Consider the following 15,751-nt stretch of genomic DNA (forward strand, 5'->3'; position numbering starts at 1 on the left):
AAAATATTTATGAAGTGACTAAACTTTCAGTTGTAAAAATGATAAAATTTTTAAATGAACTGGAATTAAGCCCGAAAAACAAAATAATAGGCAGTCAGATTATAAAAGAAATTAATTCAAGGCTTCAATTTTTATCTGATGTAGGACTTAGTTACCTCACTCTGGAAAGAAATGCAGGTACATTATCCGGCGGGGAATCACAGCGCATCAGACTTGCTACACAAATAGGTTCAAGTTTAGTTGGTGTTCTATATGTTTTAGATGAGCCAAGCATTGGACTTCATCAAAGAGATAATTCAATGCTTATTAAAACATTGCGAAACCTTACGGATTTAGGTAATACTCTGATTGTTGTGGAGCATGACGAAGAAACAATGGAAAATGCAGATTATATTCTTGACATTGGCCCCGGAGCAGGAGTTCATGGAGGAGAAGTAGTTGCATATGGAACATTTGATGATATAAAGAACAATGAAAATTCAATTACAGGTCAATATTTAAGTGGCAAAAAGAAAATAGAAGTTCCTGAAACGAGAAGAACGTCCGATAAATTTATAGAAATTAAAGGTGCCAGAGAAAACAATTTAAAAAATATTGATGTAAAAATTCCTCTGGGCTTAATGTGTTGCATAACAGGCGTTTCAGGTTCAGGCAAGTCTACTTTAATAAATGAAATATTGTCTAAAGGACTGCATCAAATATTATTTAAAAACAGCAATCGTCCTGGTCAATACGATGAAATGCTTGGAGTTGAACAAGTGGATAAAATAATTACCATTGATCAGTCTCCTATCGGAAGAACACCAAGATCAAATCCTGCCACATATACAGGTGTGTTTGATTATATAAGAGATGTATTTGCCATGACAATTGAAGCCAAGGAAAGAGGCTATCAAAAAGGAAGATTCAGTTTTAATGTTAAGGGAGGCAGATGCGAAGCATGCCACGGAGATGGAATTTTAAAAATTGAAATGCATTTTTTGCCGGACGTTTATGTACCATGCGAAGTTTGTAAAGGCAAGCGCTATAACAGAGAAACTCTTGAAGTTAAGTACAAAGGCAAAAATATTTCTGAAGTTCTTGATATGACCATAGATGAAGCTTTAGAATTTTTTGAAAATATACCTAAAATATACAATAAAATAAAAACCATGCAGGATGTTGGCCTGGGTTACATAAAGCTGGGGCAGCCCTCAACGGAATTGTCCGGAGGAGAAGCTCAGCGCATTAAACTTGCATATGAACTCAGCAAAAAAGGAACAGGGAATACTTTGTATGTGCTTGATGAACCCACAACAGGCCTTCACATAGCAGACATTCACATGCTTACAGAAGTGTTGGACAGACTTGTAGAAATAGGCAATTCAGTTATAGTCATCGAACATAATTTGGATGTCATTAAAACGGCCGATTACATTATCGACTTGGGTCCGGAAGGCGGCGACGGCGGTGGAACCATAGTAGCACAAGGCACACCGGAAGAAATTGTAAAAGTAAAAGCATCTTATACAGGACAATATCTTAAGAAGATAATGAAAACAACTAAATAAAAAGATTTACTACGCAATCCCTAGACTGTTGACAAACCCGGTTATGTCATCCTGAACGTAGTGAAGGATCTCTTAAAATATTCAAAAGATGAGATTCTTCGACTACATCTCAGAATGACAAGGTCGAAAATTAAACTTTGTCATCAAGTTGGGTTACAATAATGACTAACCATAAATATTTTCTGAATTTTATGTAAGCTGGGACAATATATTTTCAAAGCATTCATCTGTACCCTTGAAGTTCATGCTGTTAACATAAAAAACTTCAAGAAGATCATGCAACTTTTTAGTGTCATAGAGTTTCTCTAGTGCAGTTTTAATTAGCGAATCATATAAATTCAGATTGTTTTCTATTTCAGTAATGCGGCTCTTTAAATTTTCGGAATCAATAATAAGATGCAAATCAAAAACTTCATCATAATTTATGTTCATGTTATTTTCTGAACTTATAATCATAAGGTTCATTTCAGGTATTAAAATATGCTGCATCTTTTCAGGCTTTAATGGTTTGTAGTAACATTCTGCGTCATATCCTCTTTTTAGAGCTTCATCTGCAATGAAACCCAACAACTTTGAAGTGTAATTTGTGTTTTCTCCAACTATTGCCCATACTTTTCTTTCTTGGCACAATGATGGTGTATAATTGATGTAGCCGCTTGCAGTGAACGATTCGGAAAACAACTTTCTCATATTACCTGTTTTTGTGCTGTAAGAACTTCCGTCAAACAATTTATTGATTGCTTGATTTGAGATATCATTGAATTTTTGTAAGTCAACATACTCATCGTATATGGAATTAATTTCTTCTGATATAATGCCGGCTGCTTCCAGATATCTGAAGGCGCTTCTATAAAGACTAGAGATTTTTTGTAACAATTGAATTATTTTAGATTTGTGTTTTTCCAGCTGATAACTGTCTAAATAAATACCAAGATTTACAATTTCATCAACTGCTCCCGGAATTACAGGATCTATTGTGTGAGGTGCTGTTCCATCAACAAAAGCGATATTTAATTCAGGAATGACAATTCCATCTAAACTTTCATTGTCGCTTGAGCAATGAATATATTCAACAAAATATCCTTTTTCCAGCATTTTTGCAGCTATTTTTTTCATGAAAGTACTTTTTCCAACTCCAGGTCCTCCTTTTAATATATAAATGTGTTTTGCTTCATCTGTTTTAATCAGGTTGTCAAAATAGCTGTAAAATCCTTTAGAAGTGTTATTGCCTGCGAAAACATGCTTTTCTTTCAAATGAATTCCCCCTATACTTGAAGTATCGTTGTATTATATGAAAAAAAATAAATGTTGTTAAAAATAATTTATGAATAAATACTAACTGAGATAATGTTCCGTTTTCTGCACTTTGCAAATAAATAAGGACAAATACACTTTTGTATGATATAATTACTGCGCAAAGCGTTAAAAAAGGAAGAATAGTATGAAATTGATAGTTACAGAAAAACCATCTGTGGCAAAGGATATTGCCAGGGTTTTAAACATAAAACGTTTAAGAGACGGCTTCATGGAAAACCAAGATTACAAAATAACATGGTGCGTGGGCCATTTAATTCAGCTTTCCTATCCGGAAGAATATAATCCCAAATATAAAAGTTGGAATGTAAATGATTTGCCTATTTTTCCAAGACAGTTCAAATACATGGTCAATCCTTCCACGGAAAAACAATACGAAACAGTGAAAACACTCATGCTGGATGACAGCATAGATGAAATAATATGTGCAACCGATGCAGGGCGAGAAGGGCAACTTATATTTGGATATGTGTATGTAAATGCAGGTTGCAGTAAGACGGTAAAAAGGCTATGGATAAGCAGCATGACAGATGAAGCCATATCTGAAGGGTTTAATGAACTAAAAGACAATAAGGAATATTTCAGTCTATATCAGTCTGCAAAATCACGTTCGGAAGCAGACTGGCTTGTAGGAATTAATGCTACGAGGCTTTTTACAGTAAAATACAATCAAATGCTTACAATCGGAAGAGTTCAGACACCAACTCTTTCTCTTATAGTGTCTAGGCAAAAAGAAATTGATGACTTTGTTTCTCAGCCATTTTATGAAGTTTCAGCAGACTGTGAAATGTTTACAGCCACCTGGTTTAATAAAAATGGAACAAGAATAGATAAATTAGAAAAGGCAGAAGAAATTGCAAGCAAGTGTCAAAACAAAGAAGGTACGGTAACAAAACTTCAGACGAAGAGAGCAACTGTGGAGAGACCGCTTTTATACGACTTGACAGAATTGCAAAGGGATGGCAACAGGCGATATGGCTATTCTGCGGAGCAGACTTTAGATGCCGCACAAAGTCTATACGAAAAATACAAGCTTGCAACATATCCAAGAACTGATTCCAGATACCTTACAAAGGACATGAAAACAAAGCTGCCTGCCTTACTTCAAAATATTAAAGATGGGTGGAAAGGCTCGGAATACTGCGTAGACAAAGTAATAAAACAAAAAATAAATGCGGACAAAAGAGTTATTGACGATTCAAAAGTAACAGACCATCATGCAATAATCATTACGCCAAATATCAAAAACGTTTCATCAGTTAAGCTTCCTGAAAGAGAAGCAAACATCTTAAGATTGATTGTTGCAAGATTTATAGCTGTATTGGACAGAAAGCAGGAATATGATCAAACTGATATAGAATTGAAAATAGAAAATGAAAAATTTAGAGCAAGAGGCAAAAAAGTAGTAATACCTGGGTGGAAAGAGGTAGAAGATATAATGCTCGGTAAAGTCAAGGAAGATGCAGAAGACAAAGAAATTACTGTAAATTTAAGAGTTGATGATAAACTCACACCTAAGGAAATTAAAGTGCTTACGAAAAAAACATCCCCTCCAAAGCAATATACAGAAGCAACTCTGCTTACAGCCATGGAAACAGCAGGAAAACAGATAGAAGATGAAAAGCTAAGAGAAGAAATGAAATCAATAGGTTTAGGCACTCCTGCTACAAGAGCAGGAATTATAGAAAAACTCATATCAGTAGGGTATATTAAAAGAAACAAGAAAAATTTAGTCCCCACTCAAAATGGAATTCAGCTTATTGAAATAGTACCTGAAAAATTGAAAAAACCTGACTTGACAGGTGAATGGGAAAGTGAACTGGGGAAAATAGCAAAAAAAGAAGCTTCTTCAAAAGATTTTATAGTAAATATTAAGAAATATGTTGCTGAAATTATAAAAGAAGGGAAAACTAGTTCAACAAAACATGTTAATTTTGAAAGCACAGGCGGTAAAAGTAAAAGAGACAGCATTGGCATTTGCCCTCGATGCGGAAGAGAAATTTATGAAAGCAAAAAAAACTTTTTTTGTACAGGATATAAAAATTTTCCTTCTTGCAAATTTACAATTTGGAAAGAAGATAAAATTCTTCAGGAAAAAGGAATAATTTTATCTAAAGAAAATGTATCACAGCTTTTAAAAAACAAACAAACAAAGGTGAAAGCAACAAAAGACGGACAAGAATTGAATTTGATTATGAAATTGGTAGACAATGGATACAGAGTCAGTTATGAATTTGAAAGTGAGCCTGAAGAACTGAAAATGCAGGAAAACTAACATGTCTTGCAATGAAGTATACTTTAAAATATTCGTGGAAAAAAACATAAGAAAATGAGTGTTTGACGGAGCATACAGTATGATTTTGGGTGAAAATCAACAATTATATATGGATTGTGGAATAAATGAATAATTTTGCGTATTATGTATAATTGCTTATTAATGCCATTTATAATAAAATACACAAGAACAAACAAAAAGGAGCAGAAAATGGAATTTTTAATCGAAGGTATAACTCAAGTCACTTGGCAGCAAATATTAATGTGGATTATAGGCGCAACTTTAATATATTTAGCAATTGCCAAACAATTAGAACCGTCACTTTTGCTGCCGATGGGGTTTGGAGCGATTTTGGTAAATATACCAATGTCGGGTGTATTAAATCAGACTTTGGCAGGAATAGGTGAAGTTACAGGAATAATAGACTGGTTGTTTGAAGTTGGAATCGAATCATCTGAAATGATGCCTTTGCTGTTGTTTATAGGTATAGGAGCAATGATAGATTTCGGACCTCTTTTATCTAATCCAAGGCTTTTACTTTTTGGAGCGGCAGCACAATTTGGAATTTTTGCTACAGTAACGGTTGCAACTATAATGGGATTTTCGTTGACTGATGGAGCAGCAATAGGTATAATAGGAGCTGCTGACGGACCAACATCAATTTTAGTTTCACAAGTTTTAAAAAGCAATTATATTGGACCAATAGCGGTGGCGGCATATTCTTATATGGCATTGGTGCCCATAATACAACCTTTTGCAATCAAACTTTGCACAACAGAAAAAGATAGAAAAATCAGGATGAAATATAATCCTAAAAGTGTTTCAAGAATGACACGACTGTTGTTTCCTATAGTTGTAACATTAATAGCAGGGCTTGTAGCTCCAGCTTCCATTTCACTTGTAGGATTTTTAATGTTTGGTAATCTTATCAGAGAATGCGGCGTGCTAAGATCACTATCTGAAACAGCTCAAAAAGACTTGGTGAATTTAATTACGTTGCTTTTAGGCTTGACTATTTCAGCAAGCATGAAAGCAGAATACTTTGTAAAATTGGATACATTGCTTATTATGGGGCTTGGTCTTTTAGCATTTGTCTTTGATACTATTGCAGGAGCATTATTTGCTAAGTTTCTGAACTTGTTCTTAAAAGAGAAAATAAATCCAATGGTTGGAGCGGCAGGTATTTCTGCATTTCCTATGTCATCAAGAGTTATACAAAAAATGGGACTTGAAGCTGACTCACAAAATCATTTGCTCATGCACGCAGTAGGTGCAAATGTATCAGGACAAATTGCATCAGTTATAGCAGGTGGTGTAATAATCGGTCTTGTGCCCGGATTATTAATGTAGGAGGATAGTATGAGAACAGATGTAATAAATTCCTTAAAACTTATGGGTATGGGAATGGGTGCAATATTTTTTGTAATAATCATTATATATGCAGCAGTAAATTTAATGTTAAAATTAAGCAACAATAAATAAGTTATATAATCGGGGAAGGATGACTGAAATGAAATTATTAAATAAAAAACAATTTGCAGTTGTAATGCTTGTAGTCATTATTGCCTCGATTTTTGTTTTTCAATATATAAATTATAATAATGCAAATTGCGACAGTCAGAATAATTCAGACAATTATCCTCTATACATAGAAAATTTAAGTATATTCGAGGTTGAGGCAGCTATTAACAATGAAAATTTGCAATTGTGTAAATCAAGCAATATTTTCTCATTCAATTTATACAAAACATATATTTTATCAAATATAAGTTTATCGGCTAATATCTATAAATTAAAATACACTGTAACAATAAATAAAGTGTTCATTTTTTGTTACAGTGTATTTATTGTGTTTTTCAGCAACAAAAAGGACGGTAAAAAAAGATGTATTTCGAATTCATAAGCAATCATAAATTATAAAATCAGGAGGAAAAAATGAGAACGAATAAACATGTTTATATCCTTATTATATTTTTAATCATAGGTATTGTTTTAACTGCAATTTTTGGTATTAGTGCAGGTCCTGTGCAAATTAAAGGAATGAAGGATATAAGATTTGGAATAGATATAAGAGGTGGAGTAGAAGCAGTTTTCGAACCGTCTAACCTCGACAGAGTGCCAACAGCAAGTGAACTTGAGTCAGCAAGAGTTATAATGGAAACGAGAATGGATGCTCAAAATATTCTGGACAGGGAGATTACAGTAGACAACAACAACGGACAGATAATAGTAAGATTTCCGTGGAAATCAGGAGAGACAGATTTCAATCCTCAAGCAGCCATTGCAGAGCTTGGAGAAACAGCTAAACTTACATTCAGAGATCCGGAAGGAAATATTATTGTAGAAGGAAAAGATGTCAAAGAAAGTGTCGTACAGCTTGATGATGGGAAGCCGGTTGTAACCTTGGTTTTTAATAGCGAGGGAGCAGAATTGTTTGCAGACGCAACTGAAAGACTCATTAATCAGAGAATATCCATTTATATGGATGAAACTTTAATATCAGCACCATCTGTAACACAAAAAATTACAGGAGGAAATGCAGTAATAACAAATATGCAAAGCACTGAGGAAGCAAAAGCATTGTCAGATAAAATAAATTCAGGAGCTCTTCCATTTTCGCTTGTATCAAAAAATCATAGCACAATATCACCTACATTGGGTTCGGGTGCACTTGATGTAATGATAAAAGCAGGTTTGATTGCATTTGTATTTGTTTGTTTATTCATGCTGTTTTATTACAAATTGCTGGGATTAGTTGCATGTTTTGCATTGCTGCTTCAAGTTTCAGTGCAGATGCTTGCACTTTCAATACCGCAAGTTACACTTACATTGACAGGTATTGCAGGTATAATATTGTCTATAGGTATGGGCGTTGATGCTAATGTAATAATTTCAGAAAGAATAAGAGAAGAGCTTGCAGCTAACAAATCATTGGGATACTCCATTAATACAGGATATCATAAAGCATTTTCTGCAGTGTTCGATGGAAACATAACAACAATTGCAGCAGCAGTAATTATGATGATTTTTGGAACTGGTTCAATGCTTTCATTTGGTTATACGCTTATGGTAGGTTGTATTCTTAATTTCGTATCAGGAGTTACAGTATCAAGAATAATAACTAAATCTCTGAGTTCAAATGATTTATTTATGAAAAAATCCCTATATGGCTTAAAAGTTAAGGAGGCAAAATAATGATTAAATTTTATGAGAAAAGAAAGATATTCTTTACTATTTCTGCCGCTATTATGATTATTGGGATAATATCTTTGTTTATAAATGGTGTAAATTTATCTATTCAGTTCAAAGGCGGAGCAATTATCAAGTATTCATATACTGATGAAATAGATGCAGAACTGGCTGCAGACAAAGCAACTGAAGTTCTAAACAGAAATACGGAAGTACAGTTGACAGAAGATTTGGCAACACACAGCAAGAAAATTGTATTTAATCTTTCAGGCAACGAAGGACTTGCAGCAGGCGAACAAGATAAACTGGACATTGTCCTTAAAGAAACATTTCCGGATTCTAATTTAACATTATCAGAATCAAATGTTGTTGAACCTTTTATAGGTAAAAGATTTTTGACTAAGGGTATTATTGCAATAGCACTTACAGCTCTATTTATAATTATCTATGTAAGGTTTAGATTTAAAAAGATTTCAGGTTTATCTGCAGGTGTAATAGGATTGATTGCATTGGTTCATGACATTCTCGTAGTGTTCTTTACATTTGTTATATTCAAAATGCCTATAAATGATTCCTTTATTGCAGTAACACTTACTATAATAGGATATTCAATAAATGATACCATTGTAATATATGACCGTATCAGAGAGAACAAACCATATTATGAAAAGAAATCTTTTGAAGATTTGGTTGATTCAAGCATAAATCAAACATTGACAAGATCAATCAACACAAGTATTACAACGGGCGTTAGCATTTTAGTTATATTATTATTGGCATATTTCTACAACATTGACTCAATAAAAATATTCGCGATTCCAATGTTTATAGGAGTTATTAGCGGATGCTATTCTACATTATGCCTGGCAGGTCCTATGCTGGTTATGTGGCACAAGAAACAACAGGCATTACAATAACTATAATTTGTGGAGGAATAAATGAAAGAATATTTTTGTTCAAGATTAGTTAAATCAGAAGACTTAAATCATCATGGAACTTTGTTTGCAGGAAGAACAGCTGAGTGGTTTGTCGAATCAGCCTTTATTGCAGCAGCATCAACTATGGGCGATCCTGAAAAAGTAGTTTGCCTAAATATTCATGGCTTTGTATTTAAAACTCCAATTAAAAAAGGAGAAATAGTTAAATTTGTAAGCAAGGTTGCAAAATTGGGAAATTCAAGCATTGTAGTTCATACAAGGCTGGATATGGAATTAAGTCATATCACACCTATTGAAGGTTTTATAACATTTATTTCTGTTGATGAAAACGGAAATAAAATTTCTCATGGGCTAGTAATGGATGAAGCAAAAGATGATGAGGAACTGAAAATCAGAGAACGAGCAAAAAAACTTTAATAAGATACAAAGTTTGAAAGATTTATAAAGATGAAATCAATTATTTGATTTCATCTTTTTAAATTACAAAAGTTGATAAAATTCGACTATTATGATAAAATATAAGAAATCCATGTAAGAGGTATTTATGAAAAAAATAACCAAAATTGAGTACCAGAAAAAAAACAAGGATAGGGTCAGCATATACTTAGACGACAATTATGCTTTTGGAATTGACTTAAATATAATGATAAAATACTCTTTGGCAAAAAATATGGAGTTGGAAGATGATTTTATAAATGAAATATTAAAGTCAGATGAAGAAATGAATGCATACAATTATGCGATTTCAGTGTTGTCAAGAAACTCAAAAAGTGAAAAACAATTAATGCAAAAAATAAAGGACAAGGGTTATGAAGAACAGTTCATCGAAAATGTAATTGTTAAACTGAAGCAGCAAAAGTATATTGATGATGAAGCATACAGTGAAGCATTCATAAACAATAAAATCAATATTTCAAAAGACGGAAAAAGAAAAATTAAGGAAGCATTATATAACAAGGGTATTGATAAACAGATAATTGACGAGAAACTCCAAGAAATAACAGATGACGATGAAATTGAAAGAGCTTGTCTGCTTGGAGCAAAGAAACTTCGCACCATAAAGGAAGAAGATATTCGCAAAAGAAGGATGAAATTAGCGAATTATCTAATTAGTAAAGGATTTGAATACAGTACAGTAAAAAAAGTAATATCGAAGTTATTTGACAAAAATGATTTTGATGAATTTGGTGATTTTGAATACTGATGTATTCGGAATACAAAACGGGGGTGGTAATCTTATGATGATTTTTAAAAATTATATTTCTGATGCACTGATAAAATTCAAAATTATCAGAGAAAAATCAGGAAAAATAGATTTAGAAGTTCTTTGGTCAAATGAACAAATTAAATCTATAATGGGTATGAATGAATACGATATAATAAATAAAAAAATTACTGCTTTGTTTCCGGGAATGCATAATTCTTTGTTCGATTGGCCTAAAATACTAAGCGAAGCCGCTATGACTAACAATCATAAAGTTATTGAGCAATATGTGTCCACATTTGAGAAATATTTGAGATTAAGTATTTTTGGTTATAAAGATGATTGCTTCTATATAGCAATTCAGGATTTGACGTATAAAAAGACATTTAGAAGAACTTTATTAGAAAAGGATAGAGAAATAAAGCACTTGGGAAGTGAATTAAAGGCAAGAGCAAATGAAGATGTGCTTACTAAACTGTACAACTTGCAGTTTGTGGTAGAGTGCATAAGAAACAGCATACTATGTTACAAAGAAGAAGGAGTAAATTTTTGTTTGCTTTTGATCGATATTGATGATTTTAATAAGATTAATCTAGAACATGGAATAAATACAGGAGATATTTTACTTCAAGATGTAGCGCATATATTGAGTTCTGTTGCCAGAAAAATCGATGTTGTTGGAAGATATGGAAATGACAAATTTATTATTTTATTAAACAACATGGATATTGATATAGCAAAAATATCAGCTGGAAGGATTAAAATGGAAATTGAAAAATATGACTTAAATTTAGTCAATGGAATAAGTATATGTGGAGCATTGCTTGAATACAGCGGTGAATTACTGGAAGAATTAATGGAAAATGCTGAATTACTATTAAGTAAAGCTCAATCAATGGGAAAGGGAATTTTGCTGTCATAAAAAAGTGAATGCTAGGTGAAAATGATGTTTCGAATTGGAATATGTGATGATGAGTGTATTATTTGTTCTGAAATTGAAAGTATTATATTAAATTATGGCAAATCAATTTCGGGAAAAATTGAAGTTGATATTTTTTATTCAGGTGAGGAACTATATAAATATTTAAAAATTGGTAATAGTCTTGATATGGTTTTTCTGGATATTGAATTAAACAAATTGAATGGCATTGAGTTAGGCAAAAGGATTAGAGAGGAAATTAAAAACGAATCTATACAGATAGTGTATATATTTTCAAAAGAAAATTATGCCATGGAACTCTTTGAAGTTAGGCCTCTAAATTTTTTAATAAAGCCTGTTGATGATATAAAAGTCATCAAAATGATAGATAAAGCCATGGAGCTTTTAAATAAGTTGGATGTTTATTTCAAATATAAGCAGGGACATAATTTCTCTAGAAAAGAAATAAAAGACATAATATATTTTGAAAGTGATAACCGCCAGGTTAAGATGATTACAACAACAGATGAAATTATATTTTACAGTAATTTATCTGAAATACATTCACAACTAGAACTACATAAGTTTTTCTTTACTCACAAGTCATACTTGGTTAACTATTATCATGTGGCAGAGTTTTATTATGATAAGCTTATTATGACCAATTCACATGTATTGCCCATCAGCCAGTCAAAAAGAGCAGAGGTTCGGAAGTTGCAATTAAAACATGAGGGGGATGATATATAGTGAATATAAGTAATTATAGTTTATTTTACATTATAACCAATATATTTGATGTATACATAATTTATAAGTTTATGTCTGCTTTTTTTGACAGGAAAGATGTAAATAGGAAGATTGAAATAATTTCATATATAATTTATTTTTTAAATTTGACTTCTTTACATTTATTTGTAAATATTCCAATTGTTACTTTATTGTGTAACATTATTGTGTTGTTTTTAGTTTCATTTAATTATAAAACAAGTTTAAAAAGAAGAATTTTGGCTATTATATTTATTTATATAATACTAATATCCATTGAAAGCATTGTTGCTATATTTTTTGGTTTTCTGGACTTTTCTATATTTAGTAAAAATGATGAATTTTCTTCAATAGCCGGTATGATAGTTGTTAAAATACTACTATATATTGCAGCACTTTTTATAAATAACTATAAAAACATGAAAAATAAATCAGTTATTCCATACAGTTATTGGTTTGCAATATTTTTTATACCCCTTACGTCATTATTTATAATTTTAACTATAATAGAAATGGCAGCAGATAATGTTTATAAAATTATTTTTGTCATAGTTAGTTTGTTGTTTGTTAATTTTTTTATTTTTTATTTGTATGATAATTTAAGTGTGCAACAAGAAGAAAAATTTGAAAAATTGCGCTTATTGCAACAAAATGATTATTATCAGAAACAATTTGAGCTTATGAAGACGTCGTTAAATTCAACTAAATCCTTTAGACACGATATGAAAAACCATTTAGCAGTTTTAAGGCTGCTGGTTGGAAAAGATGAAAATAATCAAGCAGTGAAACATATTAAACAAATGACAGATGCGATTATTACAGCAAATGAATATGCACAATCTGGTAATATAATAATAGACAGTATTCTTAATTTTAAGCTTCAAGAAGCTGCAAACCATGGAATAAATGTTTCATTAGAGTTAAATATACCTGAACAATTGAATATTACTTCATTTGATATGTCAGTAATATTAGGGAATTTATTAGACAATGCAATTAATGCTTGTTTAAAATTAGAAAAAGAAAAAAGACTGGATGTAAAAATTAAGTATAAAAGGGCCAGATTGTTAATCAAGATATCCAATACATATAACGGAGATTTAAACTATATAGGAGATAAATTGATTACATCAAATAAAGATAAGGAAAACCACGGTATGGGTATTAAAAATATAAAATCTGTATTGGATAAGTATGACGGTGAAATGGAAATTGAACATACGGAAAATCTTTTTACTGTTACATTGCTTATGTACTTGAATGATTAGATAAAATAAACACAAAAATCTTAAATTTCTACAAAAATATATATAGTTTTCAACATGTTCCCGCACAAACATCTTTTTTATGCTAATATCAAAATACCAAAAGCATAGCGAATAAGGGGGAATAGCTTTGAAAAAATTAGTTTTAAAATTTGGAAGTGCGATTGCAAGTTTAGCATTGATGATAACGGCTCTAAATGTAAATAGCACATGTTATTTTTTGATTCATCAGCCAAAGCTTCCAAAAGGTGCTGAAAAACTGCGTAGATTTTAATGCAAGTTAAAATTATACAAAGAGTAACAGATGAACTGGTGTCAAATAAAATTATTTACCCAGAGGATAGAGAAATTTATACATACGGATTGCAACAAGGTGCATTGATGCTTCTCAATATTTTGACGATACTATTTGTTGGAAGAATGTTTGGTATGCTGTGGCAGGGCGTGGTCTTTATGGTAACATACATACCTCTAAGGACATACGCGGGAGGATACCACGCAAGAACACAATTGGGGTGTTATATTAGTTCTATAGTGTTAATCGTTGCGATGCTTTTGGTAATAAAATTTATACCATGGACGACTTTTATTATAATAATGATTTCTATAATTTCAGGACTGGTTATATATATTCTATCGCCGGTAGAGGATAGTAACAAGCCGTTGGATTCTGCAGAAGTAAAGGTGTATGGTAAGAAAGCAAGAATGATTTTAGGTTTTGAATTTGGCGTATTAATTTTGCTGATAGTTTTTGGGGAAAACAGTGTTGCTGAGTGTATGTCGGTTTCATTGTTTACATTGGGAGTAATGCTGGTTATGGGGGAATTTTCTACAAGAGGACGTATTGCTGGATAGGGTATTTGTTTTAAAAAAGATAAAAAAGCAAATAAAAACATAGTAGAGGAAACTAATTCTTCTACTATGTTTTTTGTCATCGGTATCATCATGAGAAAATTTTGCTTATATCTAATATTCCTGCTCCTTGTTCATAAGAAGATGCTTTAATTTTAGTGCATGCATTAACGAGCTTTCTTTTTATATCGAAGTGAGTGTAGTTAGGATTTTCATTTAATAAGAGAGCTGCAGCACCTGATACCATTGGGGCAGACATGCTTGTTCCGCTTAAGTTGGTGTAGCCGGTTAAGTTTTTATTGGATAATGACATTATATTAACTCCTGGTGCGATTAAATCAGGTTTTCTTATTCTGTCTATAGTAGGACCTCTGCTTGAGAATTCTGCAATATTACCATTATTAATTTCTTCAGTGCGGTTGTCATTTAAAGCGCCTACAGAAATTACGTGCCTGCTTGTAGCCGGTGCTAAAATTGTATTTCTCATGGGACCGCTGTTTCCTACTGCTGCAATTACTATTAAATTATTGTCAATTGCTCGGTTTGCAGCTTTTACAAGAGGATCCCTTCTTTCTCTGTACTGTGCAATAGCACCCAGTGAAAAATTAATAATTCTGGTTTTATAAACCTCCTTATTTTCTATAATCCACTGAACTGTGGACAAAATATCTGACGTGTTTCCATTACCATTTTCATCTAAAACTTTAATTGATAAAATATTTGCTTCGGGAGCAATTCCTTTATATTTTCCTTTAGATGAATATCCGTTTCCTGCCAGTATCCCGGCACAATGAGTGCCGTGCCCGTTGTCGTCATAGAATTTGGTTTCATTGTTTACAAAATCCTTGAAACCAACAATTCTGCTTGTCGGGTACATCAAATCTGCATGCGGAGAAACACCTGTATCAATTATGGCAACGGTAACATTTTTGCCGGTGTAGCCAGTATTTAAAATTAAATCTGCGCCAACCACATTTCTTGCTATATCCATTACTGCAAAAACCTTGGAATCATAACTTATGAACTCAATATCAGGGTCTGAAGTAACTTCAATTATTGATTGAATGCACATGTCGCAAGCGCAGCCATTTACTATCGGGAGGTTGTAATTAAATTTATTTGATAAAGAAGAAATTTCTCCTTCTTTTATTTTTTTGTCGGTTTTATAACTTATTATTACAGGTATAATATTGTTGTTTCTGGAATTAACCTGCCCCTGAATAATTGGGCACAGCTTGTTAAAATTTATATGACTTTTCATTATATTCACCTACCTAAATTAATTTATGCTTTTAAACAAAGAAGGTGTTGTTAATTTTAAAAAAATATGATATGTCTGTGATAAAATCACAGATACAAACGAATCAAAATGCTATCTTTAAATAAAGCTAAATGAACAGAAAAGAAGAGCCTTGGAACTCTTTTAGTTTTCTGATTCATTTTATTCTCCTATTAAGAAGCTTCCAAATCACGACATAAA

The 15,751-nt window shown here is 32.1% G+C and carries 15 protein-coding genes; 13 read left to right on the plus strand and 2 right to left on the minus strand.

Going from position 1 to position 15,751, the window contains the following annotated elements; all coding sequences use genetic code 11:
• Positions 1 to 1,550: excinuclease ABC subunit UvrA (gene uvrA, locus SA378_RS07885; protein WP_318525441.1), on the plus strand; the 1,550-nt coding region annotated here is incomplete at its 5' end.
• A 189-nt stretch (positions 1,551 to 1,739) separates the two neighbouring features.
• On the opposite strand, the gene SA378_RS07890 is transcribed toward uvrA, so the two are convergent.
• Complete coding sequence (locus SA378_RS07890; RefSeq protein ID WP_318525442.1) at positions 1,740 to 2,804, minus strand: ATPase; 1,065 nt, start codon at positions 2,802 to 2,804, stop codon at positions 1,740 to 1,742.
• A 187-nt stretch (positions 2,805 to 2,991) separates the two neighbouring features.
• Between SA378_RS07890 and SA378_RS07895 the strand changes: the two genes are divergently transcribed.
• The 12 genes from SA378_RS07895 (at position 2,992) to SA378_RS07950 (ending at position 14,274) form a co-directional block, all read left to right on the plus strand.
• The gene (locus tag SA378_RS07895) at positions 2,992 to 5,139 is read left to right on the plus strand and encodes a DNA topoisomerase 3 (RefSeq protein WP_318525443.1); all 2,148 of its coding nucleotides are present in this window, start codon (positions 2,992 to 2,994) and stop codon (positions 5,137 to 5,139) included.
• A 210-nt stretch (positions 5,140 to 5,349) separates the two neighbouring features.
• Positions 5,350 to 6,489 carry a sodium ion-translocating decarboxylase subunit beta gene (locus SA378_RS07900; RefSeq protein WP_318525444.1) on the plus strand — a complete coding sequence of 380 codons (1,140 nt, stop codon included), beginning with the start codon at positions 5,350 to 5,352 and terminating at the stop codon, positions 6,487 to 6,489.
• A 9-nt stretch (positions 6,490 to 6,498) separates the two neighbouring features.
• Complete coding sequence (locus tag SA378_RS07905) at positions 6,499 to 6,621, plus strand: OadG-related small transporter subunit (RefSeq protein ID WP_318525445.1); 123 nt, start codon at positions 6,499 to 6,501, stop codon at positions 6,619 to 6,621.
• Between the two features lie 453 nt (positions 6,622 to 7,074).
• Positions 7,075 to 8,334: a protein translocase subunit SecD gene (gene secD / locus SA378_RS07910; protein ID WP_318525446.1), complete on the plus strand. Its 1,260-nt coding sequence runs from the start codon at positions 7,075 to 7,077 to the stop codon at positions 8,332 to 8,334.
• Positions 8,334 to 9,245: a protein translocase subunit SecF gene (gene secF, locus SA378_RS07915; protein ID WP_318525447.1), complete on the plus strand. Its 912-nt coding sequence runs from the start codon at positions 8,334 to 8,336 to the stop codon at positions 9,243 to 9,245. The genes secD and secF overlap by 1 nt, the downstream gene beginning before the upstream one ends.
• A gap of 21 nt (positions 9,246 to 9,266) precedes the next feature.
• Entirely contained in the window at positions 9,267 to 9,683 is a 417-nt protein-coding gene (locus tag SA378_RS07920) for an acyl-CoA thioesterase (RefSeq protein ID WP_318525448.1), read from the plus strand.
• Between the two features lie 127 nt (positions 9,684 to 9,810).
• The gene (locus SA378_RS07925) at positions 9,811 to 10,470 is read left to right on the plus strand and encodes a RecX family transcriptional regulator (protein WP_318525449.1); all 660 of its coding nucleotides are present in this window, start codon (positions 9,811 to 9,813) and stop codon (positions 10,468 to 10,470) included.
• A gap of 34 nt (positions 10,471 to 10,504) precedes the next feature.
• Positions 10,505 to 11,392, plus strand: coding sequence for a GGDEF domain-containing protein (locus SA378_RS07930; protein ID WP_318525450.1), 888 nt, complete (start codon positions 10,505 to 10,507; stop codon positions 11,390 to 11,392).
• A 24-nt stretch (positions 11,393 to 11,416) separates the two neighbouring features.
• Positions 11,417 to 12,136 (plus strand): LytTR family DNA-binding domain-containing protein, encoded by a 720-nt coding sequence (locus tag SA378_RS07935; RefSeq protein WP_318525451.1) that lies wholly within the window; start codon positions 11,417 to 11,419, stop codon positions 12,134 to 12,136.
• Between the two features lie 257 nt (positions 12,137 to 12,393).
• Complete coding sequence (locus SA378_RS07940; protein ID WP_318525452.1) at positions 12,394 to 13,422, plus strand: sensor histidine kinase; 1,029 nt, start codon at positions 12,394 to 12,396, stop codon at positions 13,420 to 13,422.
• A gap of 127 nt (positions 13,423 to 13,549) precedes the next feature.
• A complete protein-coding gene (locus SA378_RS07945; protein ID WP_318525453.1) occupies positions 13,550 to 13,693 on the plus strand; it encodes a cyclic lactone autoinducer peptide in 144 nt (47 codons plus the stop codon).
• Complete coding sequence (locus SA378_RS07950) at positions 13,693 to 14,274, plus strand: accessory gene regulator B family protein (protein WP_318525454.1); 582 nt, start codon at positions 13,693 to 13,695, stop codon at positions 14,272 to 14,274. Before SA378_RS07945 ends, SA378_RS07950 begins: the two co-directional genes overlap by 1 nt.
• Before the next feature lie 88 nt (positions 14,275 to 14,362).
• On the opposite strand, the gene SA378_RS07955 is transcribed toward SA378_RS07950, so the two are convergent.
• Positions 14,363 to 15,532 (minus strand): S8 family peptidase, encoded by a 1,170-nt coding sequence (locus SA378_RS07955; protein WP_318525455.1) that lies wholly within the window; start codon positions 15,530 to 15,532, stop codon positions 14,363 to 14,365.
• Between the last annotated feature and the right edge of the window lie 219 nt (positions 15,533 to 15,751).

Origin of the sequence: Sedimentibacter sp. (assembly GCF_033447055.1) — a bacterium.
In the GTDB taxonomy this organism is placed as follows: domain Bacteria; phylum Bacillota; class Clostridia; order Tissierellales; family Sedimentibacteraceae; genus Sedimentibacter.

What these genes read in the sequence shown, in the direction of transcription:
- SA378_RS07895 (WP_318525443.1), top strand. Translation starts at nt 2,992, where the DNA reads ATGAAATTGATAGTTACAGAAAAACCATCTGTGGCAAAGGATATTGCC.
- SA378_RS07900 (WP_318525444.1), top strand. Translation starts at nt 5,350, where the DNA reads ATGGAATTTTTAATCGAAGGTATAACTCAAGTCACTTGGCAGCAAATA.
- SA378_RS07905 (WP_318525445.1), top strand. Translation starts at nt 6,499, where the DNA reads ATGAGAACAGATGTAATAAATTCCTTAAAACTTATGGGTATGGGAATG.
- secD (WP_318525446.1), top strand. Translation starts at nt 7,075, where the DNA reads ATGAGAACGAATAAACATGTTTATATCCTTATTATATTTTTAATCATA.
- secF (WP_318525447.1), top strand. Translation starts at nt 8,334, where the DNA reads ATGATTAAATTTTATGAGAAAAGAAAGATATTCTTTACTATTTCTGCC.
- SA378_RS07920 (WP_318525448.1), top strand. Translation starts at nt 9,267, where the DNA reads ATGAAAGAATATTTTTGTTCAAGATTAGTTAAATCAGAAGACTTAAAT.
- SA378_RS07925 (WP_318525449.1), top strand. Translation starts at nt 9,811, where the DNA reads ATGAAAAAAATAACCAAAATTGAGTACCAGAAAAAAAACAAGGATAGG.
- SA378_RS07930 (WP_318525450.1), top strand. Translation starts at nt 10,505, where the DNA reads ATGATGATTTTTAAAAATTATATTTCTGATGCACTGATAAAATTCAAA.
- SA378_RS07935 (WP_318525451.1), top strand. Translation starts at nt 11,417, where the DNA reads ATGTTTCGAATTGGAATATGTGATGATGAGTGTATTATTTGTTCTGAA.
- SA378_RS07950 (WP_318525454.1), top strand. Translation starts at nt 13,693, where the DNA reads ATGCAAGTTAAAATTATACAAAGAGTAACAGATGAACTGGTGTCAAAT.
- SA378_RS07955 (WP_318525455.1), bottom strand. Translation starts at nt 15,532, where the DNA reads ATGAAAAGTCATATAAATTTTAACAAGCTGTGCCCAATTATTCAGGGG.